Genomic DNA, 20,720 nt, shown 5'->3' on the forward strand with positions numbered 1-20,720 from the left:
GGCATACTTTTTGCTTTGAAATAGTTTAAAGTAATTTGCCAATAAAATGGCAAATAACACATAAATAACAAGAGCTAAACGGTAGTTACTTAAATAATCGTACCTATATTAATAACATAGCGCGATTTAACGTTTATTGAATTTCTAATAAATGGACTTAATAGTATACCTACTTTTTCAATTAGACGGTGATGGTTTTATAAATGGCTGATGACATAATGCTCAAACACGAAGACCTCGTGAATGAGTTAAAAACATATTTAGGCAATGCTAAATTTGACCTGATTTTCAAATCAAAAACTGCGGGGTTAACCAAACCTGAGCAATTTTTGATGAAAATGGAAATGTCACGCTTATCTCAGCCAGTGGCACGTTTTGTTGATCTTCGTGGATTAGTAACAGGCCAAGTAAAACCGTATGAGCATAACGGCAAACAACACTTTATGGATGACACTGCCATTGAAGTGTTTGAAAAAGCGCTTAAACAACATGGCGAATACACCCTAGCCGTTTATGAAGCAGTAATGAATACAGAAAATAATCACCGTGTATTACAAAAACAAGCCGCCGAAAAATCAGAATTACAAGAATTAGAAAATAACTTAAGCACTGAAGTAATTAAGTTTGCCTCTTACGAGAGCCGCCGTGAAGAGCGGATGAATTACTCAATAAAAGTAACTATTGATTACAAAGATAAAAAGAACATTGCAGCGAGTACTTCAGATATATCTTTAAGCGGTTGTAAGGTTAAGCTAGCAACTCGTTACTCTATAAAAAAAGGCGAGCTAATTGCAATGCGCTTAGTTGGCCTTGAACAAGACTTTGAGCTTGGCTTAAAAAACGGTATTCAATACGAAGTTGTTGCCGTTGAAAATATTTCTCGTGAGTTTAATCATATTCGCTTAAAACGCACTTATATAGAAAATAACGATGCCTTTAATGACTTTTTAGAAAGCTTTATTCACGGTAATAAACGTCGTTATAAAGTGAATTTAGATAACACACTCGATGCTGTAGTATCAAAAGGGTATGAACAATACTACATTCCTCGCGTAACGTCTTTATATGTATTTTTAAGCAAAAAAGATGATCAATATTACCCAAGTCTTAGCCTTACTACTGAAAATAATATTTTTATCCAACGCTATTTTACCGATGAAAGAAAAATACCGTGTTTGTACAATGTACTTAATCATCAACGCATTACACAATTACTAACCCAAATTACTGCGGTCAAAGAAGATTATCTTTATACATTTACTCATGTATCATCAGGTAAAATTTATTACTACTCAGCGACACGTACAGAACTAACTAATAGTCCCAAGTTACGTGATCTATTTTTAGGTTTTGGTAGCCAAAAAGAGAGCTGGAAGTGTTTTAAAATACAAATAATGCCAAGCCATCCTGACGACTCTTTTATACCCCTTTCACTACCTAATAGTGCTGGTGAAAATATAGAAAAACTCAATAAGCCGCCATCACCTCGCGTAAAGGGCCTTATAAAAGACGTTAAATATATTGTAGTACTAACAAGTATCGGCAATAAAACAGAGCAGGCAGATTATAAACAACTTACTTTTGACAAAGCGTTAGTAAATCAGCTTAAGCATTTTGGCCACGCCAAACACAAAACGCCACCTTATTTAGACATTGTGCCACTTGAATACGTAAATTTACGCTCACATAAGCGCTACCTTTATAAAACACCAGTTAGCATCACAATTAATGGCGAAGTATTTAACGGTTACACGCGTGATTTTTCAGTGATGGGTTTACAGTTAGAGTGCGAGCAACCTGCTACATTCAAAAAAGGCGATATAGTACTTTTAACATTTCCTGAGCTTCAAAAAATAACTAAAAAGCATAAACTTAGCGAACTAAAGTACGAAGTAATGGCTATTAGTAAGTCATTTACTACTATTAACCTAAAAGCGAATCGCATTGCTGAGTTACCCCATGCTGGCGTAACCTTTTTCACTCAGTTAATAGAAGGAAATAAAGACAAGCTTAAAGTATCTGAAGAAGCACCTAAAGTAGAAGGCTTATCTACCGCGCTTAGAAATATGGTGACGAAAAGTGTATGCCAATTTCCACTGTATTTACACAAGGAAGCTGCACACTTTAAAACGGGTGCAATTGGTTATGGTTTATACGCAAGCCCTATGCATGTTATTTTACAAAACTTTGGTTTATTAAGTAACAAAACTGACTTTTCGAGTATTCTTACCGAAGAGCAAATTATTAATGTTATAACGCCTAATATAAAAGATCGCAGTCGCCAAGATGCACCGCTTGCTTTCACAATCGCGATTAACTTCGACCCTCGTAAGGGTAACATTGAAGAGGCCATTGTTAGCCAATGCACTTTAGGCGAAGACTACTCAAGCTTTTATAAACAAATTAGTAAAGACATTACATCGCAACTTATATTTGTAATGCGTTTATATATTTCGCGCACAGGTCGCCCTGACACTGACTACCTCTCTAATGAGCTAAAATACGTAAGCCAATACGCAATGCACAAAGCAAAAGATTTAGAAGAAGCCTTATGGGCTGTTGCGGGTGTGGGTGACGTAGTAGATATAACTGAAGAAGCTTTAAGCCATTTAGAACTTAAAAAAGAGCAAGTTGAACAAATGGGCCGTCGTAAGCTAATTTGGTTAAACCGCTTACGCTAAGCGGTTTAACTTAATTTATTTTAAAGTGTTGGTTGTTTTTCTAACGGAATAGCCAACATATACAGCAATTGCAATAATGACCCTTCACAAATAGCCGCTTGCGCTTGCTCAACTACTTTAGGTTTACCATGTACAGCAACACCAAGGCCTGCTTTTGCCATCATTACTAAATCGTTTGCGCCATCCCCAATAGCTACAGTTTGTGTTTTTTTAAGCCCTAGCTTTTGCTGAAGCGCCTCTAAAATAACCGCTTTTTGCTGCGCGTCTACAATTGTACCCAGTACCTTACCTGTTAATTTATCGTCTTTAAATTCAAGCACATTAGCGTGTACTTCATCTAAATTAATAAGCTCTTGAACGCGCTCAGCAAACGGTACAAAACCTCCAGAAGCTATTGCTAAATACCAATTATGCTGCTTTAAAATTTGGCATAATGCTTTAATACCAGGCATTAAAGGCAATGCATTTTTTAGCTCTTCAATTAAGCTTTTTTCAATACCTGTAAGCTTCGCTACACGCTGATTTAAGCTCTCGCTAAAATCAAGCTTACCGGCCATAGCAAGTGCGGTTACAGAGGCAACTTCATCATATACATCTGCAAGGCGTGCTATTTCGTCTATGCACTCAATAGTTATTGCAGTTGAATCCATATCCATAACCAATAAACCAGGCTCATATAAATTAGGTGGAGTAACAACTTGCACTAATTGACAATCTAGAGTGGTTGAAAATTCTTGTAGCACGAGCGGGTTTATAGTTTTATCTGCATTTTGCGCGTAAAAACACAATGCAGGTGCAAGCCCTAAATCTGGTTGATATTGGCATATAGCAGTGACGGTTTGGTTATGCGTAGCTAAAAAATCAATAATGCTAACAATGTGTTTTTCTTCAAAATCACCTGCAAACGCGATGCTGAATAACCCTAATGCTTTATTGGGAATATAATCAAGAAATGTAAATACACCATCACTAAAGCCAAACCATTTATTTAAAGTTAAGTGTTGTAATGGCTGCTCAGCAGTTGGCTGTGCCATGTTGATTTGCGACATGGGATCTCCGTGTTTATTTTTATTTTCCTGATAGTTGGCATATCAAAACTGGTATTCTCAACACTAAATTCGCCATCAGGTGGGGTTTAAGGTTATAGTTAGTGTAGTTGTAACATCAAATCAAAATGCTGTCAGCAGCATAAACGGTGACTATGAAAAATAACCATATTAAAAACCCTATTACCGCTTCACAAAGAAAGCGACTTGTTCGCTTAATACTTGCGGCTGGCTGTTTTGTATTATTAAGCTGGGTAGGCGTTAATAGTAGTTTTCAAAGTCATCAATTGTTATACGATAGCGCCGATAGCACTGCAAAAAGCCTCACTCAATTTATGGCTTTAAATGTTAAAACGCCGCTCATAGAAAAGAATAAACCACAACTCAACGCCATTTGTAACGATATAAGTAAAGATGAGTTTGTGCTTTCTGCCACTATTTATGATCAACAGGGCATTTTAATTGCCAGTAGTGACAATTGGCAATCACACCATATTTATGGACAGCTTCCAGACTCAACACCGGGTATTAGTAAACTAAAAACACCTTTTATGGAACCAGTGATAAGCGATGATGACCGCCCTATAGGCTTTGTGTCTGTTACTTATTTAACTCGCGCTGCAATATCCGACAGCCATAATCATTTTCATGACTTAGGTCGGCAGGTACTATTAATGCTAGTGATTGCGTGTATTTTTACGTGGCAGCTAGGACGTGGATTAAAACGTTGGCAGGTAAATCGCTATATGCAAAAAACATCTGAGCAAGAATCGTAAAGCTGCTTTGCAAGCGCTTCTCTATCGCTGTGTGGTTTTAAATCACATAACGCGTTAAATACATCAGGTATATGCAGCGGTGTGTTTATTTCACCTTGGTAGCCACTTAACGGCATTGAAGGTGAGTCGGTTTCAAGCACTAAGTTATCTGGCTCAATAGCAGCAATAACAGCGCGTGTTTTAACTGCGCGATCATAGGTAATAACACCGCCTACACCAAGCTTAAAACCGTGCTTTATATAATACTGCGCTTGTTGGATTGATCCCGAAAATGCATGAATCACCCCGCCACTTTTTGGCTTACACCGTTTAAACGATTGCGCAATTAAATCGTGACTTTGTCTGTGATGTACAATAAGCGGTAAGCTTAGCTCGTTAGAAAGCCTTATTTGCTGTTCAAATAAATAAGTTTGTTTAGAGAGGTTTTCAATACTTCGATCAAGCCCGCACTCCCCAATAGCTACCAGTTGGCGCTTATTTTCAGTCGCAAAATCAAATAACGCTTCTATGTGCGATTCTTTATGTTGTTCTAAAAAATAAGGATGTAGCCCAGCGGCTATTTTTATACTTGGGTAAGTTGCTTTGAGTTTTATGAGGGTATGCGATTGAGCAAGCGTAATACCTGGCACAACAAACTGATTAACTCCCTTTGCTACACACTCGTTTATGAGCGATTCACGATTCGAATCAAACTCGCTAAAGTCGAGATGGCAATGAGAGTCAATAAATTGCACGGTTACTTACTCATCTATTTATTAAGGGTTTAAGCGCGTAACTTGCCAGCTGTTATCTGCTTGGCGCTGATACATAAAACGGTCGTGCAAACGATGCGCTCCGCCTTGCCAAAACTCAATTTTAGTGGGTACTACACAATATCCGCCCCAAAAATCAGGAAGTGGTATTTCACCTTTAGCAAACTTGTTTTTCATATTGGCAAAGGTTTCCATGAGTACTTTACGTGATGACACCGGACGACTTTGCGCTGATGCCCACGCGGCTAATTGGCTTTCTTTAGGACGGGATAAAAAGTACTTTGCCACAGCAGAAGTCGGTAAGGGTTTAGCCTCGCCATACACAATAACTTGGCGCTCCATGTGATGCCACGGAAAGTGCAAGGAAATTTTGTTATTACCTTTAAGCTCTTGCGCTTTACGAGAGCCGATATTAGTAAAAAACACAAACCCGTCATCATCCAAATGCTTTAAAAGCACAATACGTTGTGAAGGCTGACCGGTTTCATCAACGGTTGCTACAACCATGGCAGTTGGATCGGGTAATTGGCTTGCTACCGCATGCTCAAGCCATGTTTCAAACTGCTTAAACGGATCATCTTGCAAGTTATCTTCGCTTAACGCGTCTTGCAGGTATTCACGGCGGATATCTTCGAGTTTCATAACAAGTCCTTTAAATAAAGCCTTAGAAAAGAGCTTATAGTAGCGAGCTTAAAACATTAGATGTTGAGTAATAACAAATATTAAGATTCAGGTGTATGCGATAGCAATAACACCGAGTCTTGAGTGTATCCATAACAGTAAACATAGAGCCTCAGGTGCATTCGATAGCAATAAACACAGAGCCTCAGGTGTATTCGATAGCAGTGAACATAGAGTCTCAGGTGTATCGTTGGGTTTCGTTTCACTCAACCCAACCTACAGCGCAAACTACACAGCTCAGATATCTGCAAGTGTAAGAGTGCTGACAAGGCGGAGTACTTTTTTATGCCAAGGAGCATACATTTAGTATGTGACTTAGGCTAAAAAAGCACGACAACGCAGTCAAAGCGAACTACACGCAGCAGAAGGTGATTACATTTGCTCCATAACTTCAATGCCAAGTAAGTCTAATCCCGTCTCTAATGTTTTAGAAACCAAATTACACAGCACTAAACGGCTATCGCGCACGCTTGGCTCTACGCCTTCTTTAAGTACTGGGCAGGCTTCGTAAAATGTCATGTATAAGCTTGCTAACTCATATAAGTAACCACATAGTACGTGCGGTGTTGCCTCAGAGATCATTAAATCAAGTACTTCTTCAAGCTGTAGTAGCTTAAGTGCTAGTGCTTTTTCTTGAGGCTCAACAATTGCTACGTCTGAATTTAATGTAGCTGCATCAACGCCTGACTTACGGAAAATACTGCGGATACGTGTATAAGCATATTGTAAGTAAGGGGCTGTTGCGCCTTCAAAGCTTAGCATGCTGTCCCAGTTGAATATGTAATCGCTGGTACGGTGCTTAGAAAGGTCAGCGTATTTAACTGCGCCAATACCTACTTTACGGGCAATTTCGCTGCGATCGCTATCACTTAAATCCGATTCACGTTCAGCTAGTTTTGCAGCTGCACGGTTGATTGACTCTTCTAATAAGTCAGCAAGTTTTACTGTGCCGCCAGTACGTGTTTTAAATGGTTTGTTATCGGCGCCCATCATGGTGCCAAACGGGCAAAACTCGTAACTTGTTTCGTCTCGTAATAAACCTGCTTTACGCGCTGTTAGCTCTACTTGATTAAAGTGTAGGTTTTGACGTGCATCTACAAAAATTAAGATGCGATCGGCACCTAATTTATTTGAACGATAATCACATGCCGCTAAATCTGTTGTTGCATATAAAAAACCACCGCCAGATTTTTGTACGATAAACGCAGATGGTTCGCCATCTTTGTTGGCTAGCTCATCTAAAAACACAACTTGTGCGCCTTGCGACTCTACAGCAATGTTTTTATCTTTAAGTAGGCTAATAATATCGTTAAGCTCTGCGTTGTATGCGCTTTCAGCCATAATATCGGCTTGCGTAAGCGTTACATTTAAACGTTTGTATACTTCTTCAGAGTGCTTAACTGAGGTTGCTATAAATAGTTTCCAAAGCTTTTCACAGTGCGCGTCGCCACCTTGTAATTTAACAACGTAATTACGGGCTTTATCTGCAAAGCCTTCTTCGTCGTCAAAACGTTTTTTAGCATCGCGGTAAAAGGTTTCTAAATCGGCAAGTGCAACAGTATCTAAATCTACACCTTGGCTAATTTGATCTTCTAAATGCGCGATTAACATACCAAATTGCGTGCCCCAATCACCCATGTGATTTTGACGTACAACCGTATCGCCTCTAAATTCAAGCGCACGTACAATTGAGTCACCAATAATGGTTGAACGTAAATGGCCTACGTGCATTTCTTTAGCAAGGTTTGGTGATGAGTAATCCACAACCACTTTTTGTGGGTTAGCGTGCTCGTTTACTGCAAGCTTTGCATCGCTATTAGCTGCTTTAACACTTTGCGCTAAAAACTCTGGCTTTAAATGAATGTTAATAAAACCTGGACCCGCAATTTCAGTTTTCTCTGCGATATCACTTACATCAAGGTTATCTATAATTTTTTGTGCAAGCTCTCGTGGGTTGCTTTTCATTTTTTTAGCCGCGCCCATTGCTGCATTAATTTGGTAATCACCAAATTGTGGACGTGTGCTTTGCGTTACTGCTGGGTTTGTGTCTTCAGGTAAGCCTGCGCCAGCCATAGCGGCAATAGCTTTTTCGATTAAAATAGTACGAATGTTCATTATATTATTTACCTTTGTAAGCCCGCCTAAGCAGGCTTTCAGTTAACTGTAGTCGGTCAATTCTAGTTTTCGCGCGTGTGGTTAAACGTTACTTCTGGATAACGCTCTACCGATAAATTAAGGTTTACACGGCTCGGCGCTATGTAAGTTAAGTTATCGCCACCATCGAGTGCTAAATTGCTTTCGCATTTGCGTTTAAAGTCTTCAAACTTTTTAACGTCACTGCACTCAACCCAGCGTGCTGTATTTACGTTTACACCTTCGTAAATAGCATCTACGTTATATTCAGCTTTTAAACGCGCTACAACCACATCAAACTGAAGTACACCTACCGCGCCCACAATTAAATCGTTGTTTATAAGCGGTCTAAATACCTGTACAGCACCTTCTTCAGAAAGCTGTACTAAGCCTTTTAATAATTGCTTTTGCTTAAGCGGATCGCGAAGACGAATACGACGAAATAGCTCAGGCGCGAAGTTAGGAATACCACTAAATTTAAGTTTTTCGCCTTGCGTAAACGTATCACCAATTTGAATGGTACCGTGGTTATGCAAACCAATAATATCGCCAGCGTAAGCATCTTCTGCTCGCTCACGATCGCCTGCCATAAAGGTTACCGCATCAGAAATACTCACCTGCTTACCAATACGCACGTGGTTCATTTTCATGCCCTGGCTGTATTTACCCGATACAATACGCATAAATGCAATACGGTCACGGTGTTTAGGGTCCATGTTGGCCTGAATTTTAAATACAAAACCGGTAAAATTCTCTTCTGTTGCAACAATAAGTCTGTCTTCGGTTTCGCGTGGTAATGGCGTTGGCGCCCATTTAGTTAAACCATCTAAAACATGGTCAACACCAAAGTTACCAAGTGCAGTACCGTAATAAACTGGCGAAAGTTCACCGGCTAAAAACAGATCTAAATCAAATTCGTTTGATGCACCAATAACAAGCTCAAGCTCATCGCGTAATTGCGCAGCTAAATCTTCGCCAATCGCAATATCTAACTCTGGGTTATCAAGTCCTTTAATAGTGCGAACTTCTTGAATTTTATGACCTTGACCTGTTTTGTATAAAACAGCTTCGTCATTATGAATATGATAAACACCTTTAAACTCTTTACCACAACCAATTGGCCACGTAATTGGAGCACAGGCTATATTTAGCTCTGTTTCAACTTCGTCCAATACTTCCATTGGGTCACGAATATCACGGTCACACTTGTTCATAAACGTAACAATTGGTGTTGTACGCAGGCGCGTAACTTCCATGAGCTTACGGGTACGGTCTTCTACACCTTTTGCCGCATCAATAACCATTAAGCACGAATCTACCGCTGTTAGCGTTCGGTAAGTATCTTCCGAGAAATCTTCGTGTCCTGGCGTATCAAGTAAGTTAACAAGCGCATTGTTATACGGGAACTGCATTACAGAGGTAGTAACCGATATACCACGCTCTTTTTCCATTTCCATCCAGTCAGATTTAGCATGCTGATTAGAACCACGCCCTTTTACAGTACCGGCTCTTTGAATAGCTTGTCCGAACAACAATACTTTTTCGGTGATAGTTGTTTTACCAGCATCCGGGTGAGAGATGATAGCAAAAGTCCTTCGCTTGCTGATTTCATTGATAATAGTTTGGTCTGCCATTAATAAATTCTTTTAGTTTGATGCGGGGTTGAATGCATTTAAATAAGCGCTTGCGAGTAAACCCGTAATGTTGATCGTAATTAACTACTATTTCCGCTGATTTTAACGTTATAAACAGCTGATAATAAAACGCCAATAGCTAATTTTTTAATAATGACAATTGTAACAGGAGTCGGTATAAAAGTGTGCTATCTAACTTAAAAATTTCTTGGCTTTATAATGAAGAGATATGACTAGAAATATTTGAAATATGGTCAGCAATTAAATTACAGACCATTTTATAATTGTTTAAGCGATGATTCGTTGCTTTTTAAGCTTATTTTCACCGAGGAATTTATATAAGTATTTTATTTCACAACCTTAGATAAATTAGACTCACTAGTTAGCACGTACTCAACTCTAAATTAATAATTACTTAGCGCTCACCTAATACTTCAAAATCGTCACTTTTTAACTTTGCTTTTCCATCTGCTGCAACAACCCAATGTTCGCTATGAACAACACCATGCGCTTGGTTCATTGTCCATTTAGCTGATAAAACATAACCATCATCACCAAGCATTTCCCATGTTACATCAGTGTATTGCACATTTTTAAAGCCTTGATCCATGATCCCTTGCCAAAAGCTTTCTATTGCAACCTCTCCTTTAAACATACCAAATGGGCGAGCATGCATTTCACAATCAGAAAAATACTGTTGCGCGCAGCCTTTTGCATCTTGGTTATTAAATGCATCCTGCCAATCCGCTATCCCTTGTTTGCATTTTTGAAGTACTAATTCGCTATTCATAGATCACCTGTAGTTAATAAATTACGCTTATATTAGCTATATCTTTTAACACTAAAAACAAAGATAATAAAAAATACAGTTTAGAAAAACAGAACAATAAATATGAGTAAATTTAAACAAATGTCGGTGTTTGCAAATATTATTGAGGCAGGCTCTATATCTGCCGCAGCTGATAAGCTTAATGTTTCTAAATCGGTAGTAAGCCAGCATTTAAAAGCGCTAGAGCTAGAGCTTGGGGTAACCCTTTTAAAACGCACAACGCGTAGACAAGCATTAACGGCAACCGGCGAGCTGTTTTACATACAATGTAAAGAGTTAAATAATATCGCGACTACGGCATGGGATACCGTAAAAACTCAACAAGCAGAGCCTACTGGCAATATAAAGATAACTGCCCCAAATGCATTAATGGAAACGCTTATTACCCCTGTTATTGCTAACTTAATGAATCAATACCCCAAATTAACGCCAGAGCTTGTAAGTGCCGATCAGCATATAGATTTTTTAGATCATAATATTGATCTCGCTATTCGAGTGGGTCCCTCAAAAGACAGCGCCCTAAAACAAAAGCGCATAGGTAGCTTTACTGACAGGCTGTGTATAAAAACGGGAGTAATTAAAAGCCCTAAACAGCTAGAGTCTAAAATATTGAATGCAACGCCTTACATCGCTAATACTTGGCAAGGGTTAAATATAGATCACACCTTTAAAAATAAACATGGAGAACTACTTCACTTCAGTACCCAAGCTCGTTGCCTTGCAAACTCTTTCCATAGTTGTTTATCGCTTATAAAAGCAGGAGCTGGAATGGGGCTGGTACCGGATTTTTACTTAAACTTAGTAAAGCCATCACTTGAGGTAATTAACCCCGATTACTCACTTAGTAGTAAAAGTATTTATGCATTAACGCCCTACACGCACAACATGCCAATCTCTGTAAAAATATGCATTGATGAAATAACAAAACACTTAAACAAACTTACAACTTAAGTTTAATAAGCGTTACTCCACTTTTTTAAATATATTAAGCATAAAAAGTCACTTTTACATGCATAAATATTGTAAAATTTATTCAATCACTAAAATACCATTTCAATAATACGTAACTTATTAAATTAAAATAACTTAATTATACAAATAAGTAGCTAACCTTAGCTAAATACCGCGCAATTAAAGGTTACATTTCAGCCATCAAGACCGCTATAAGCTTGTTTAATAAAGCCGTAACGCATATTATTGGTAGATTGCATGGAGGATAAGTCGCTTGGTCATGAAAACCAGTAAGTTAAGTATTCGATTATTATGGTATATAACACCCCTTGTTATTCTACCGCTGCTATTTTTAGGTGGCTTTACGCTCACCAATGTAACTAATTCAACACAAAAACAAGCTGATTTAATAATGAGCCGTTTTGTTGAGCAACAACAGCAAAAAATATTTAACTATATCGACTCTTTTCACTCTACAGCAAAACTACTTTCAACTTCGCCAGTACTTAGCGACTTTTTAGCAAACGACATTCGTGCCAACGGTAACCACACCCGAAAACTTGGCGCGCTTATGGATGTATTTGCCAGCTACAGTGAAGCTTATCCAGATATTATTAGTATTAATTTAGTCTCTGCCAGTGGGAAAAGTGATGCTTACTACTCTAACAACCTAACTACTGCACCTAAAAGCTATCCATTTTTTAATCAAGTCTTGCAAAGTAATTTAAGTAAACAGCAATTTATGATTCAAAAGGATGACGGCACCACTAGTTTGTATTTTATTCAACGAATTTATAGTGTTGATTACTACTTAAAACGCCCACAGCAACTTGGTTTTATTGTAATACATATAGAGCCTTCAATACTTAACTCCAGTATTTTAGAAGCCCCATATAACAACACGCTTAATTTGATGTTAACCAAAGACGGTAAGATATTATTTAGCTCTGACTACAACATGCGCGGCCAATATATAAGCGAATACGAACTCAACCAAATCCACGACCTGGCCGATATAGGCATGCTTTCGACCATTGAGCTCTCAAGCATAGATAAAATTGAGCGTATGATTTTTGCAGTACAAATGCCCGGCGGATATTATTACGTATCTACCATTCCAAAAGGTGTGCTTTACCAATCAGGCAAAGCTATAAGTTTAATAACGGGCTTAATTGTTATTATTTCGGTGATCACTCTACCAATATTAATTTTTGTAGTGGTACGTAATTTATTACTTAATCCAATTGAGTTACTAGGTGCAGCGAGTCACCGTGTGGGTGATGGTGATTTGTCGGTGCACTTACCTGCGCACACTAATGATGAAGTGGGTGTTTTATTTAACGACTTTAACCACATGGTTAATCAAATAAGGCACTACCAACAGCAGCTTGAAGAATATAAGCATCATCTTGAGGATAAAGTAGAAAGTCGCACCCAAGCACTTGAAGCTATGAACAGCCAACTTGAGTTGGCTATTGGCCAAGCTGAGCAAGCCAATCAACTTAAGAGCCGATTTTTAGCTAACATGAGCCATGAAATACGCACGCCACTTACTGCTATTATGGGCTTTACAGAACAGTTGCTACACAATGGCAAGATTGAGAACGATAAGCAACATCTCAGTACTATTTTACGTAACTCAAAACACTTATTAGAGCTAATAAATAATATTTTAGATTTATCTAAAATTGAAGCCGAAAAGCTAGCTGTTGATTTGTCAGCATTAAACGTAGTGCAGCTTGTACACGACATTGAATCAATTATTCAACCACTGGCACAAGAAAAACAATTAACCCTTAATATTGACTATCAACTACCACTACCTCGCACTATTTATAGTGATGTGACTCGCTTAAAACAAATACTTATAAACATTGCCAATAACGCCGTTAAATTTACCGAAAATGGCAGTGTGTCTATTTGTGTGCACTATTTAGAATCGAGTCAAAAGCTTGAGTTTGTAATTAAAGATACCGGTATTGGTATGTCTGAGCATCAAATAGAGCGTGTATTTAAACCGTTTGAACAAGCTGATGCAACAACTACACGTCGTTTTGGTGGTACAGGTCTTGGATTGTGTATTTCTAAAAATTTAGCACTGCTACTTGGTGGCGATGTAAATCTTGAAAGTGAAGTGGGTGTTGGTAGTCGCGTTACAATTAGGGTGGCGTGTCAGTTATCTGATGATCAACCCATGCTTGAATTTTTAACGCAAGACAGCCAGTTAATACCAGAGAAAGACCCTCTATTATCATTTGCCAGCAATAGCTTCGACGCCAATATATTAGTTGCTGAGGATAACCCAGATAACCAATTATTAATTAAATTACTACTGCAAACCTGGGGTCTTGAACCCGATATTGCCAATAATGGTGCACAAGCCGTAGAAATGGCACTCGTAAACGACTACCAACTTATTATTATGGATATGCAAATGCCTGTAATGGGCGGGTTAGAAGCGACTAAAATGCTTCGCCATGCCGCGTATGATGGCCCTATTATTGCCCTTACTGCCAATGTAATGAACCACGATATAGGGACTTACCTAGAGGCTGGTTGCGATAAAGCACTTGCTAAACCCATTGATAAAGATGCTCTGGAAAATGTACTCGTGAGCTACCTGCATCTTGAAAAAGATAATCAAAATAAATGGGATAGCCTATTAAAAAGCGAAAAATTCCAGCAAATTGCTGATAATTATTTAGCTAACTTACCTACATATTTAAAAGAAGTTAAAGCTCTGCAACATTGTGATGATTGGGAAGCATTAAGAGGTGTAGCGCACAGTATTAAAGGTAGTTCTGGATGCTTTAACTTTGATGAAATTTACCATAGTGCTACGGCACTTGAAGAGAACTTAAAAAGTAACAATAAAGTGCCAAGAGACGAGCTGGTAAATGATCTAATAGCAGCCATTGAGCAAGCAATTAGCGACAAAGTAACCTAAAAGCAAACTTACAAAATGCAGTACTTTAGCGACTCTGTATTTTAAATGCTAATTACCGACTTTAATTATGAAAAGTTTAAACCTAGCGCCATACCCATTAAAATAGCGTCTTCAAAGCCATTTTTAGCAGGGTTATCACTTGGGTAGTAGTTTTTACGAACTGACATCTCAGCAAAGCCTGCGCGCTCGTACAGCGCAATAGCACGTGTATTTGATTCGCGTACTTCTAAAAAGAGGTTTTCAGCATTTTGCTGCTCACCATATTCAATAAACTGCGCTAACAACTGCCTTGCAATACCCTTACCCTGGTGACTTGGTGTTACACAAATATCCATAAGTGTAAAATCAGGCCCCGCCTTTTCACCAATATAAAAACCAATCATGCTACTCTCATCAAATGCGGCAACATTAAAATAGCGCCCGCCTATGCATGAACTCATTGTATTTAAAGTCCACGGATGGCTATGACACGCTGTTTCGACGGCCATTAATTGAGATATTGCAGTTTCATCTACTGGTTTAAAGTTTATCAAGGTGTTCACTCATTAAAGCCCATAAAGCACGCTTTTCAGAAGCGTTGAGCTGTGGGGTTGGCAATGTAAGCTCATTATCGTTTAATTGCATCTCACGGCCCTGTACAACGCTATTTATAATAATAGGCTCGGCACTGAGTTTAATGTCTGCAAGTAGTTGCTCATTTAGCGTTAAAGAACTAGCTATCGTGCTTTGCGATAAAGTATTAGCTTGATCATTTGCTTGAGGACAATAATGTTGATTGAGTTCAAGATTTTCTATATCAAAAATAGCTGCGTAACGTGGATGCATAACAACTCAGTAGATTAGACATTTGAACAATATAAGAAGTAATAAAAACGATGTAAAGAAGAAATGGCAGGGGCGGAGAGATTCGAACTCCCAACCATCGGTTTTGGAGACCGCTGTTCTACCAATTGGAACTACGCCCCTGCAATGACGACGAATTATAGAGAAGTTTCGCCAAAGGTAAAGAGAAAAATCACTCTTTTAGCTCAACTGCTTTTAAAATAAACAAAACGGTGAATTAGCATGCTAATTCGCTGTTTTATCTACTGTAGTAACACAATAAATACTTTTATTTAGCGCTCTGCCCAGCGAGGGTTATTAAGAATAGACATCATAGAAACATAAAGAGCATCAGTTCCATTCAAAAAGTTGGTGAAAAAAAACACCTAAAGTAACTGTCATTACTGTTTTCTTAACTAAATAAAACTTAGCGGATGAGTAAACATACAAACAAATCAATAACATTGATAGCATTTATGATACAGTTTTCCTCCAGAAGATCCGCGCTTTATCTCTAAATTGCATATTTCATCATGTATCTTATTCACGCGGGTTATACACAATACCAATATGGAGGAGTTTTACTATTCGCTTTTGCGGATGGTTTACACCATGTTATATGAAGTTTAAATCAAAAAAATATAGTATCGATTCAACCGATTATCAAGTAGGTCAAGATAACGTCAGTAAATGGGGGATGGATATTCATAGTAATGTGTTTTCTATTTCAATTGGCTTATCTTTACTTTTCATAATAACTTTACTCGCCTTGCCACCTAGCGAAACAAAAGACGCTATTAACACGATAAAAAATGCTGCACTCGTAAATTTTGATTTCGTATTTATGTGGGGAGCAAATATACTCCTGCTTTTTGCTATCGGCATTGCAGTATCTCCGCTTGGAAAAATTCGCTTAGGCGGCGATAAAGCAACAACCGACTACTCTACCCTTTCTTGGATTTCAATGTTATTCGCTGCTGGCATGGGCATAGGGCTTATTTTTTGGGGTGTTGCCGAACCAACCGCATTTTATACAGACTGGGCAGGTACTCCTCTCAATGCTGAACCATTTACCGAGCAAGGTCGAGAAATTGCCTTAGGTGCAACGGTATTCCATTGGGGTCTTCATGCGTGGGCGATTTATGGGATGACCGCATTATGCCTAGCTTATTTTGTTTATAATAAAGGCTTACCACTTTCAATGCGCTCTATATTTTATCCACTTTTTGGGGATCTAGTATGGGGAAAACTAGGCGATGTTATAGATGTAATGGCTGTTTTAGTGACTCTATTTGGTCTGGCTACATCACTTGGTCTCGGTGGTTCGCAAGCAGCAAGTGGGATAAGCCATGTTTTAGGGTTTGAAAATTCGCTACTATTGCAACAAGGCATCATTTTACTGATTATGGGCTTAGCCATTTTGTCGATTATACGTGGTATGGATGGCGGCGTTAAACTGCTTAGCAACATTAATATGGGCATTGCTTTTGTGTTTCTTGCTCTAATTGCTATTTTAAATTTTACTACCGTACTTGATTCTGGCTACACCGCAGTCGTCGGCTATGTAAAAAATATTATACCTTTGAGCTCAAGCACAGGCCGAGAAGACACTGAGTGGCTACATAGCTGGACTGTATTTTACTGGGCTTGGTGGGTGGCTTACGCACCTTGCTTTGGCATGTTTGTGGCACGTATCTCTAAAGGCCGCACCATACGAGAGTTTTTAGTATACGTATTACTTATCCCAACGCTTGTTACTACAGCCTGGATGTCGGTTTTTGGTGGGATAGCTATCGATCAGGTTATAAATGAAATTGGAGTGCTAGGCGCCGATAAAGGTATTACTGATGTATCACTTAGCTTATTTTATATGTTGGATGCATACTCTTTTAGTACAGTGCTTTCGCTTTTAGCTATCGCGTTGATTATCATCTTTTTTGTAACGACTCTAGATTCGGGCTCTATTGTGATAGATAGCCTTACATCAGGCGGTAAACTTGAAGTACCAATAAAACAAAAGCTAGTATGGACTAATATTGCAGGTATTATTGCAATGCTAATGCTCTGGATTGGGGGGACTGAGTCTATTCAAGCGCTACAATATATAACGATCATTGCGGCGCTCCCTTTTACGCTTATTTTATTACTTGGCAGTATTAGCCTTGTAAAAGGACTAATAACAGAGCTAGAAACACACAAGTAAAAACCTATCAGCACGAAGCTGTAGTCGTAAAAAAGCCCGTTTTATAAACGGGCTTTTTAATGAGCAACTATAAACTGACTAAAATAAGCTTATACGCTTAGCGTTATTCCCACTCAATAGTTGCCGGTGGCTTACCAGAAATATCGTAAACTACACGTGAAATACCATCTATTTCGTTAATGATACGGTTTGATACCACACCTAAAAACTCATATGGTAAATGTGACCAGCGCGCAGTCATGAAGTCGATTGTTTCAACACAACGAAGTGATACAACCCAATCGTACTTACGTGCATCGCCCATAACCCCTACCGATTTAACAGGTAAGAATACAGTAAATGCTTGGCTTACTTTATGGTAAAGCTCAGCTTTGTGAAGCTCTTCGATGAAAATCGCATCAGCGCGGCGTAATAAATCACAGTATTCTTTTTTGATTTCGCCAAGTACACGCACACCTAAACCTGGTCCAGGGAAAGGGTGACGGTAAAGCATGTCGTACGGTAAACCTAGCTCTAGGCCAATTTTACGTACTTCATCTTTGAATAATTCACGTAATGGCTCAACAAGTCCCATTTTCATGTCATCTGGTAATCCGCCCACATTGTGGTGAGATTTAATAACATGTGCTTTGCCTGTGGCAGATGCCGCAGATTCAATAACGTCTGGGTAAATTGTACCTTGCGCTAACCATTTTGCATTTTTAAGCTTTTTGGCTTGCTCATCAAATACATTAATAAACGTGTGACCAATGGCTTTACGCTTATCTTCTGGGTCTGACTTACCAGCAAGATCATTTAAAAACTGCTCTTCGGCTTCAACTTTAACAATGTTTAAACCAAATTTATTACCAAACATGTCCATTACTTGTTGGCCTTCGTTTAAACGAAGTAAACCATTATCAACAAATACACATGTTAGCTTTTCGCCAATTGCACGGTGAATTAGCATAGCCACAACCGATGAATCAACACCACCAGAAAGGCCTAAAATAACTTCGTCATCACCTACAGTTTCTTTAATACGCTCGATAGCATCATCGATAATTTTTGCAGCAGTCCACAACTTTTCACAGCCACAAATATCAATAGCAAAACGCTCTAATAAGCGCTGACCTTGATGCGTGTGCGTCACTTCTGGATGAAACTGTACGCCGTAAAAACGTTTTTCTTCATTAGACATTGCAGCATGTGGACAAGTAGATGTTTTAGCTGTTGTAGTAAAGTCAGCTGGAATATCCATTACTTTATCGCCATGGCTCATCCAAACGTCAAGTATGCCGTTGCCGCCATCTGTAATATGGTCTTCAATTGCATCAAATAATGCACAATTGCCCACTTTTTCTACTTGTGCGTAACCAAACTCTTTTTTATCTGAGCTGTGTACGTTTCCGCCTAGTTGAGCTGCCATTGTTTGCATACCGTAGCAAATACCTAGTACAGGCACGCCTGCATTAAATACATACTCAGGAGCGCGCGGGCTATTTTCAAGCGTTGTTGATTCTGGGCCACCAGAAAGAATAATACCTTGTGGGTTGAACTCGCGGATTTGCTCTTCAGTCACATCCCATGCCCATAGCTCACAGTAAACACCAATTTCGCGGATACGGCGCGCGATCAATTGCGTGTATTGTGAACCAAAGTCTAAAATGAGAATTCGTGAATCGTGAATATCTTTGCTCATGGAGTATCTCGTAAAGTCTGATGCTAAATGTCATTTGTTAATGTAAACGACTAAAAAGAGGGCTTGCAAAGCAAGCCCAGTATATTAAATTAATTACGCTGCTTAACCTAAGCGGTAATTTGGTGCTTCTTTAGTGATTTGCACATCATGAACGTGCGACTCACCCATACCCGCTGAAGTAACACGTACAAATTGTGGTTTTGTATTAAGCTCTTCAATTGTTGCACAACCCGTTAAGCCCATAGCACTACGTAAGCCACCTACTTGCTGATGAATAATCGTTGCAATAGGACCTTTGTAAGCTACGCGACCTTCAATACCTTCAGGTACTAACTTGTCTGCTTCGTTTGATTTTTGGAAGTAACGATCTGATGAACCTTCTTTTTGATCCATCGCACCTAATGAGCCCATACCGCGGTATGACTTGTAGTAACGACCTTGGTATAATTCAACTTCACCTGGCGCTTCTTCAGTACCAGCAAGAAGAGAACCCACCATTACACACGATGCACCAGCAACAAGTGCTTTTACAATATCGCCAGAAAAACGAATGCCGCCATCAGCAATTACAGGAATGTCGCGACCTTTTAAGCCTTCAACAGCATCTGAAATAGCTGTAATTTGTGGAACGCCACAACCGGTAACAATACGTGTAGTACAGATAGAACCTGGGCCTATACCTACTTTAACTGCATCGGCACCAGCGTCTGCAAGTGCAATAGCACCTTCAGCGGTAGCTATGTTACCGGCAATAATTTGTAAGTCAGGGTACTCTTTACGCGTTTTAGTAACACGGTCAATAACGCCTTGAGAGTGACCATGCGACGTATCAATAAGTAAAACATCAATACCCGCTTCTACTAATGCAGCAATGCGCTCATCAGTACCTGCGCCAACACTTACAGCAGCACCTACACGTAAACGACCTTGGTCGTCTTTACATGCGTCAGGTTTGTCTTGGGCTTTTTGGTAATCTTTTACTGTGATCATGCCTTTAAGTTTAAATTCATCATCAACAACTAAGATTTTTTCAATGCGGTGTTCGTGCATTAAGCCTAAAATTTCTTCGCGTGCTGCGCCTTCTTTAACGGTAACAAGCTTTTCTTTTTTAGTCATAACGGTAGAAACAGGCTGTTCAAGCTTAGTTTCAAAACGCATATCACGACTAGTAACAATGCCTACAAGCACATTATTGCTATCGGTAACCGGAAAGCCTGAAAAACCTTTTTCGTGCGAAAGCTCAATTGCATCTGCAATTGTTAAATCGGCAGTAACCGTTACAGGGTATGAAACAATACCTGCTTCGTAGGTTTTAACTTTACGTACGTTTTTCGCTTGTTCTTCAATAGTCATGTTTTTATGAATAAAACCAAGACCACCTTCTTGCGCAAGGGCAATAGCTAAACGAGCTTCTGTAACAGTATCCATAGATGCTGAAATAAGCGGCAAGTTAAGTTTGATACCACGCGTTAAGCGAGTTGAAATATTTGCCGTGTGTGGCAAAACAGTAGAATGACCAGGTACTAAAAGTACGTCATCAAAGGTAAGAGCTTCTTTAGCGATTCTAAGCATTTTGGCAACTTC

15 protein-coding genes and 1 tRNA gene are annotated in these 20,720 nt (G+C 39.0%); 5 read left to right on the forward strand and 11 right to left on the reverse strand.

Annotated features, from left to right (window positions below; all coding sequences use genetic code 11):
• Nucleotides 1–203 precede the first annotated feature (203 nt).
• Nucleotides 204–2,681 (forward strand): PilZ domain-containing protein, encoded by a 2,478-nt coding sequence (locus tag L656_RS0106795; protein ID WP_024598621.1) that lies wholly within the window; start codon nt 204–206, stop codon nt 2,679–2,681.
• 20 nt (nt 2,682–2,701) lie between these two features.
• Here the strand turns inward: L656_RS0106795 and serB are convergent, their stop codons facing one another.
• Entirely contained in the window at nt 2,702–3,730 is a 1,029-nt protein-coding gene (gene serB / locus L656_RS0106800; RefSeq protein WP_024598622.1) for a phosphoserine phosphatase SerB, read from the reverse strand.
• Between the two features lie 152 nt (nt 3,731–3,882).
• On the opposite strand from serB, the gene L656_RS0106805 reads away from it, so the two are divergent.
• Nucleotides 3,883–4,503 (forward strand): AhpA/YtjB family protein, encoded by a 621-nt coding sequence (locus tag L656_RS0106805; RefSeq protein ID WP_007581635.1) that lies wholly within the window; start codon nt 3,883–3,885, stop codon nt 4,501–4,503.
• On the opposite strand, the gene L656_RS0106810 is transcribed toward L656_RS0106805, so the two are convergent.
• The 5 genes from L656_RS0106810 to L656_RS0106830 form a co-directional block, all read right to left on the reverse strand.
• Nucleotides 4,470–5,237 (reverse strand): TatD family hydrolase, encoded by a 768-nt coding sequence (locus L656_RS0106810; protein ID WP_024598623.1) that lies wholly within the window; start codon nt 5,235–5,237, stop codon nt 4,470–4,472. The two genes, L656_RS0106805 and L656_RS0106810, sit on opposite strands and share 34 nt — an antisense overlap.
• Nucleotides 5,238–5,258: 21 nt before the next feature.
• Nucleotides 5,259–5,897 (reverse strand): pyridoxamine 5'-phosphate oxidase, encoded by a 639-nt coding sequence (gene pdxH, locus L656_RS0106815; RefSeq protein ID WP_024598624.1) that lies wholly within the window; start codon nt 5,895–5,897, stop codon nt 5,259–5,261.
• 411 nt (nt 5,898–6,308) lie between these two features.
• Entirely contained in the window at nt 6,309–8,051 is a 1,743-nt protein-coding gene (gene argS / locus L656_RS0106820; RefSeq protein ID WP_024598625.1) for an arginine--tRNA ligase, read from the reverse strand.
• A gap of 62 nt (nt 8,052–8,113) precedes the next feature.
• Nucleotides 8,114–9,703, reverse strand: coding sequence for a peptide chain release factor 3 (gene prfC / locus L656_RS0106825; RefSeq protein WP_024598626.1), 1,590 nt, complete (start codon nt 9,701–9,703; stop codon nt 8,114–8,116).
• 415 nt (nt 9,704–10,118) lie between these two features.
• Nucleotides 10,119–10,493: an isochorismatase gene (locus tag L656_RS0106830; protein WP_024598627.1), complete on the reverse strand. Its 375-nt coding sequence runs from the start codon at nt 10,491–10,493 to the stop codon at nt 10,119–10,121.
• Nucleotides 10,494–10,595: 102 nt separating this feature from the next.
• Here L656_RS0106830 and L656_RS0106835 point away from each other — a divergent pair, with 102 nt between their 5' ends.
• Entirely contained in the window at nt 10,596–11,483 is an 888-nt protein-coding gene (locus L656_RS0106835; RefSeq protein ID WP_024598628.1) for a LysR family transcriptional regulator, read from the forward strand.
• Between the two features lie 280 nt (nt 11,484–11,763).
• Complete coding sequence (locus L656_RS0106840) at nt 11,764–14,430, forward strand: sensor histidine kinase (protein WP_024598629.1); 2,667 nt, start codon at nt 11,764–11,766, stop codon at nt 14,428–14,430.
• A gap of 65 nt (nt 14,431–14,495) precedes the next feature.
• Here the strand turns inward: L656_RS0106840 and rimI are convergent, their stop codons facing one another.
• The 3 genes from rimI to L656_RS0106855 form a co-directional block, all read right to left on the reverse strand.
• Nucleotides 14,496–14,963: a ribosomal protein S18-alanine N-acetyltransferase gene (gene rimI / locus L656_RS0106845; RefSeq protein ID WP_024598630.1), complete on the reverse strand. Its 468-nt coding sequence runs from the start codon at nt 14,961–14,963 to the stop codon at nt 14,496–14,498.
• Nucleotides 14,950–15,255: a hypothetical protein gene (locus L656_RS0106850; RefSeq protein ID WP_024598631.1), complete on the reverse strand. Its 306-nt coding sequence runs from the start codon at nt 15,253–15,255 to the stop codon at nt 14,950–14,952. The genes rimI and L656_RS0106850 overlap by 14 nt, the downstream gene beginning before the upstream one ends.
• 64 nt (nt 15,256–15,319) lie before the next feature.
• Nucleotides 15,320–15,396: transfer RNA gene (locus L656_RS0106855), tRNA-Trp, on the reverse strand.
• A gap of 475 nt (nt 15,397–15,871) precedes the next feature.
• Between L656_RS0106855 and L656_RS0106860 the strand changes: the two genes are divergently transcribed.
• Nucleotides 15,872–17,455, forward strand: a complete 1,584-nt coding sequence (locus L656_RS0106860) for a BCCT family transporter (protein WP_029750664.1) — start codon at nt 15,872–15,874, stop codon at nt 17,453–17,455.
• A gap of 103 nt (nt 17,456–17,558) precedes the next feature.
• Here the strand turns inward: L656_RS0106860 and guaA are convergent, their stop codons facing one another.
• Both guaA and guaB read right to left on the reverse strand, forming a co-directional pair.
• Nucleotides 17,559–19,136 (reverse strand): glutamine-hydrolyzing GMP synthase, encoded by a 1,578-nt coding sequence (guaA, locus tag L656_RS0106865; protein ID WP_024598632.1) that lies wholly within the window; start codon nt 19,134–19,136, stop codon nt 17,559–17,561.
• 102 nt (nt 19,137–19,238) lie between these two features.
• A complete protein-coding gene (gene guaB / locus L656_RS0106870) occupies nt 19,239–20,708 on the reverse strand; it encodes an IMP dehydrogenase (RefSeq protein WP_002958783.1) in 1,470 nt (489 codons plus the stop codon).
• Nucleotides 20,709–20,720 lie beyond the last annotated feature (12 nt).

Source organism: Pseudoalteromonas sp. TAE56 (genome assembly GCF_000497955.1).
GTDB lineage: Bacteria > Pseudomonadota > Gammaproteobacteria > Enterobacterales > Alteromonadaceae > Pseudoalteromonas.

What these genes read in the sequence shown, in the direction of transcription:
- guaA (WP_024598632.1), bottom strand. Translation starts at nt 19,136, where the DNA reads ATGAGCAAAGATATTCACGATTCACGAATTCTCATTTTAGACTTTGGT.
- argS (WP_024598625.1), bottom strand. Translation starts at nt 8,051, where the DNA reads ATGAACATTCGTACTATTTTAATCGAAAAAGCTATTGCCGCTATGGCT.
- L656_RS0106830 (WP_024598627.1), bottom strand. Translation starts at nt 10,493, where the DNA reads ATGAATAGCGAATTAGTACTTCAAAAATGCAAACAAGGGATAGCGGAT.
- L656_RS0106840 (WP_024598629.1), top strand. Translation starts at nt 11,764, where the DNA reads ATGAAAACCAGTAAGTTAAGTATTCGATTATTATGGTATATAACACCC.
- L656_RS0106835 (WP_024598628.1), top strand. Translation starts at nt 10,596, where the DNA reads ATGAGTAAATTTAAACAAATGTCGGTGTTTGCAAATATTATTGAGGCA.
- prfC (WP_024598626.1), bottom strand. Translation starts at nt 9,703, where the DNA reads ATGGCAGACCAAACTATTATCAATGAAATCAGCAAGCGAAGGACTTTT.
- serB (WP_024598622.1), bottom strand. Translation starts at nt 3,730, where the DNA reads ATGTCGCAAATCAACATGGCACAGCCAACTGCTGAGCAGCCATTACAA.
- L656_RS0106850 (WP_024598631.1), bottom strand. Translation starts at nt 15,255, where the DNA reads ATGCATCCACGTTACGCAGCTATTTTTGATATAGAAAATCTTGAACTC.
- guaB (WP_002958783.1), bottom strand. Translation starts at nt 20,708, where the DNA reads ATGCTTAGAATCGCTAAAGAAGCTCTTACCTTTGATGACGTACTTTTA.
- L656_RS0106805 (WP_007581635.1), top strand. Translation starts at nt 3,883, where the DNA reads ATGAAAAATAACCATATTAAAAACCCTATTACCGCTTCACAAAGAAAG.
- L656_RS0106795 (WP_024598621.1), top strand. Translation starts at nt 204, where the DNA reads ATGGCTGATGACATAATGCTCAAACACGAAGACCTCGTGAATGAGTTA.
- L656_RS0106860 (WP_029750664.1), top strand. Translation starts at nt 15,872, where the DNA reads ATGAAGTTTAAATCAAAAAAATATAGTATCGATTCAACCGATTATCAA.
- pdxH (WP_024598624.1), bottom strand. Translation starts at nt 5,897, where the DNA reads ATGAAACTCGAAGATATCCGCCGTGAATACCTGCAAGACGCGTTAAGC.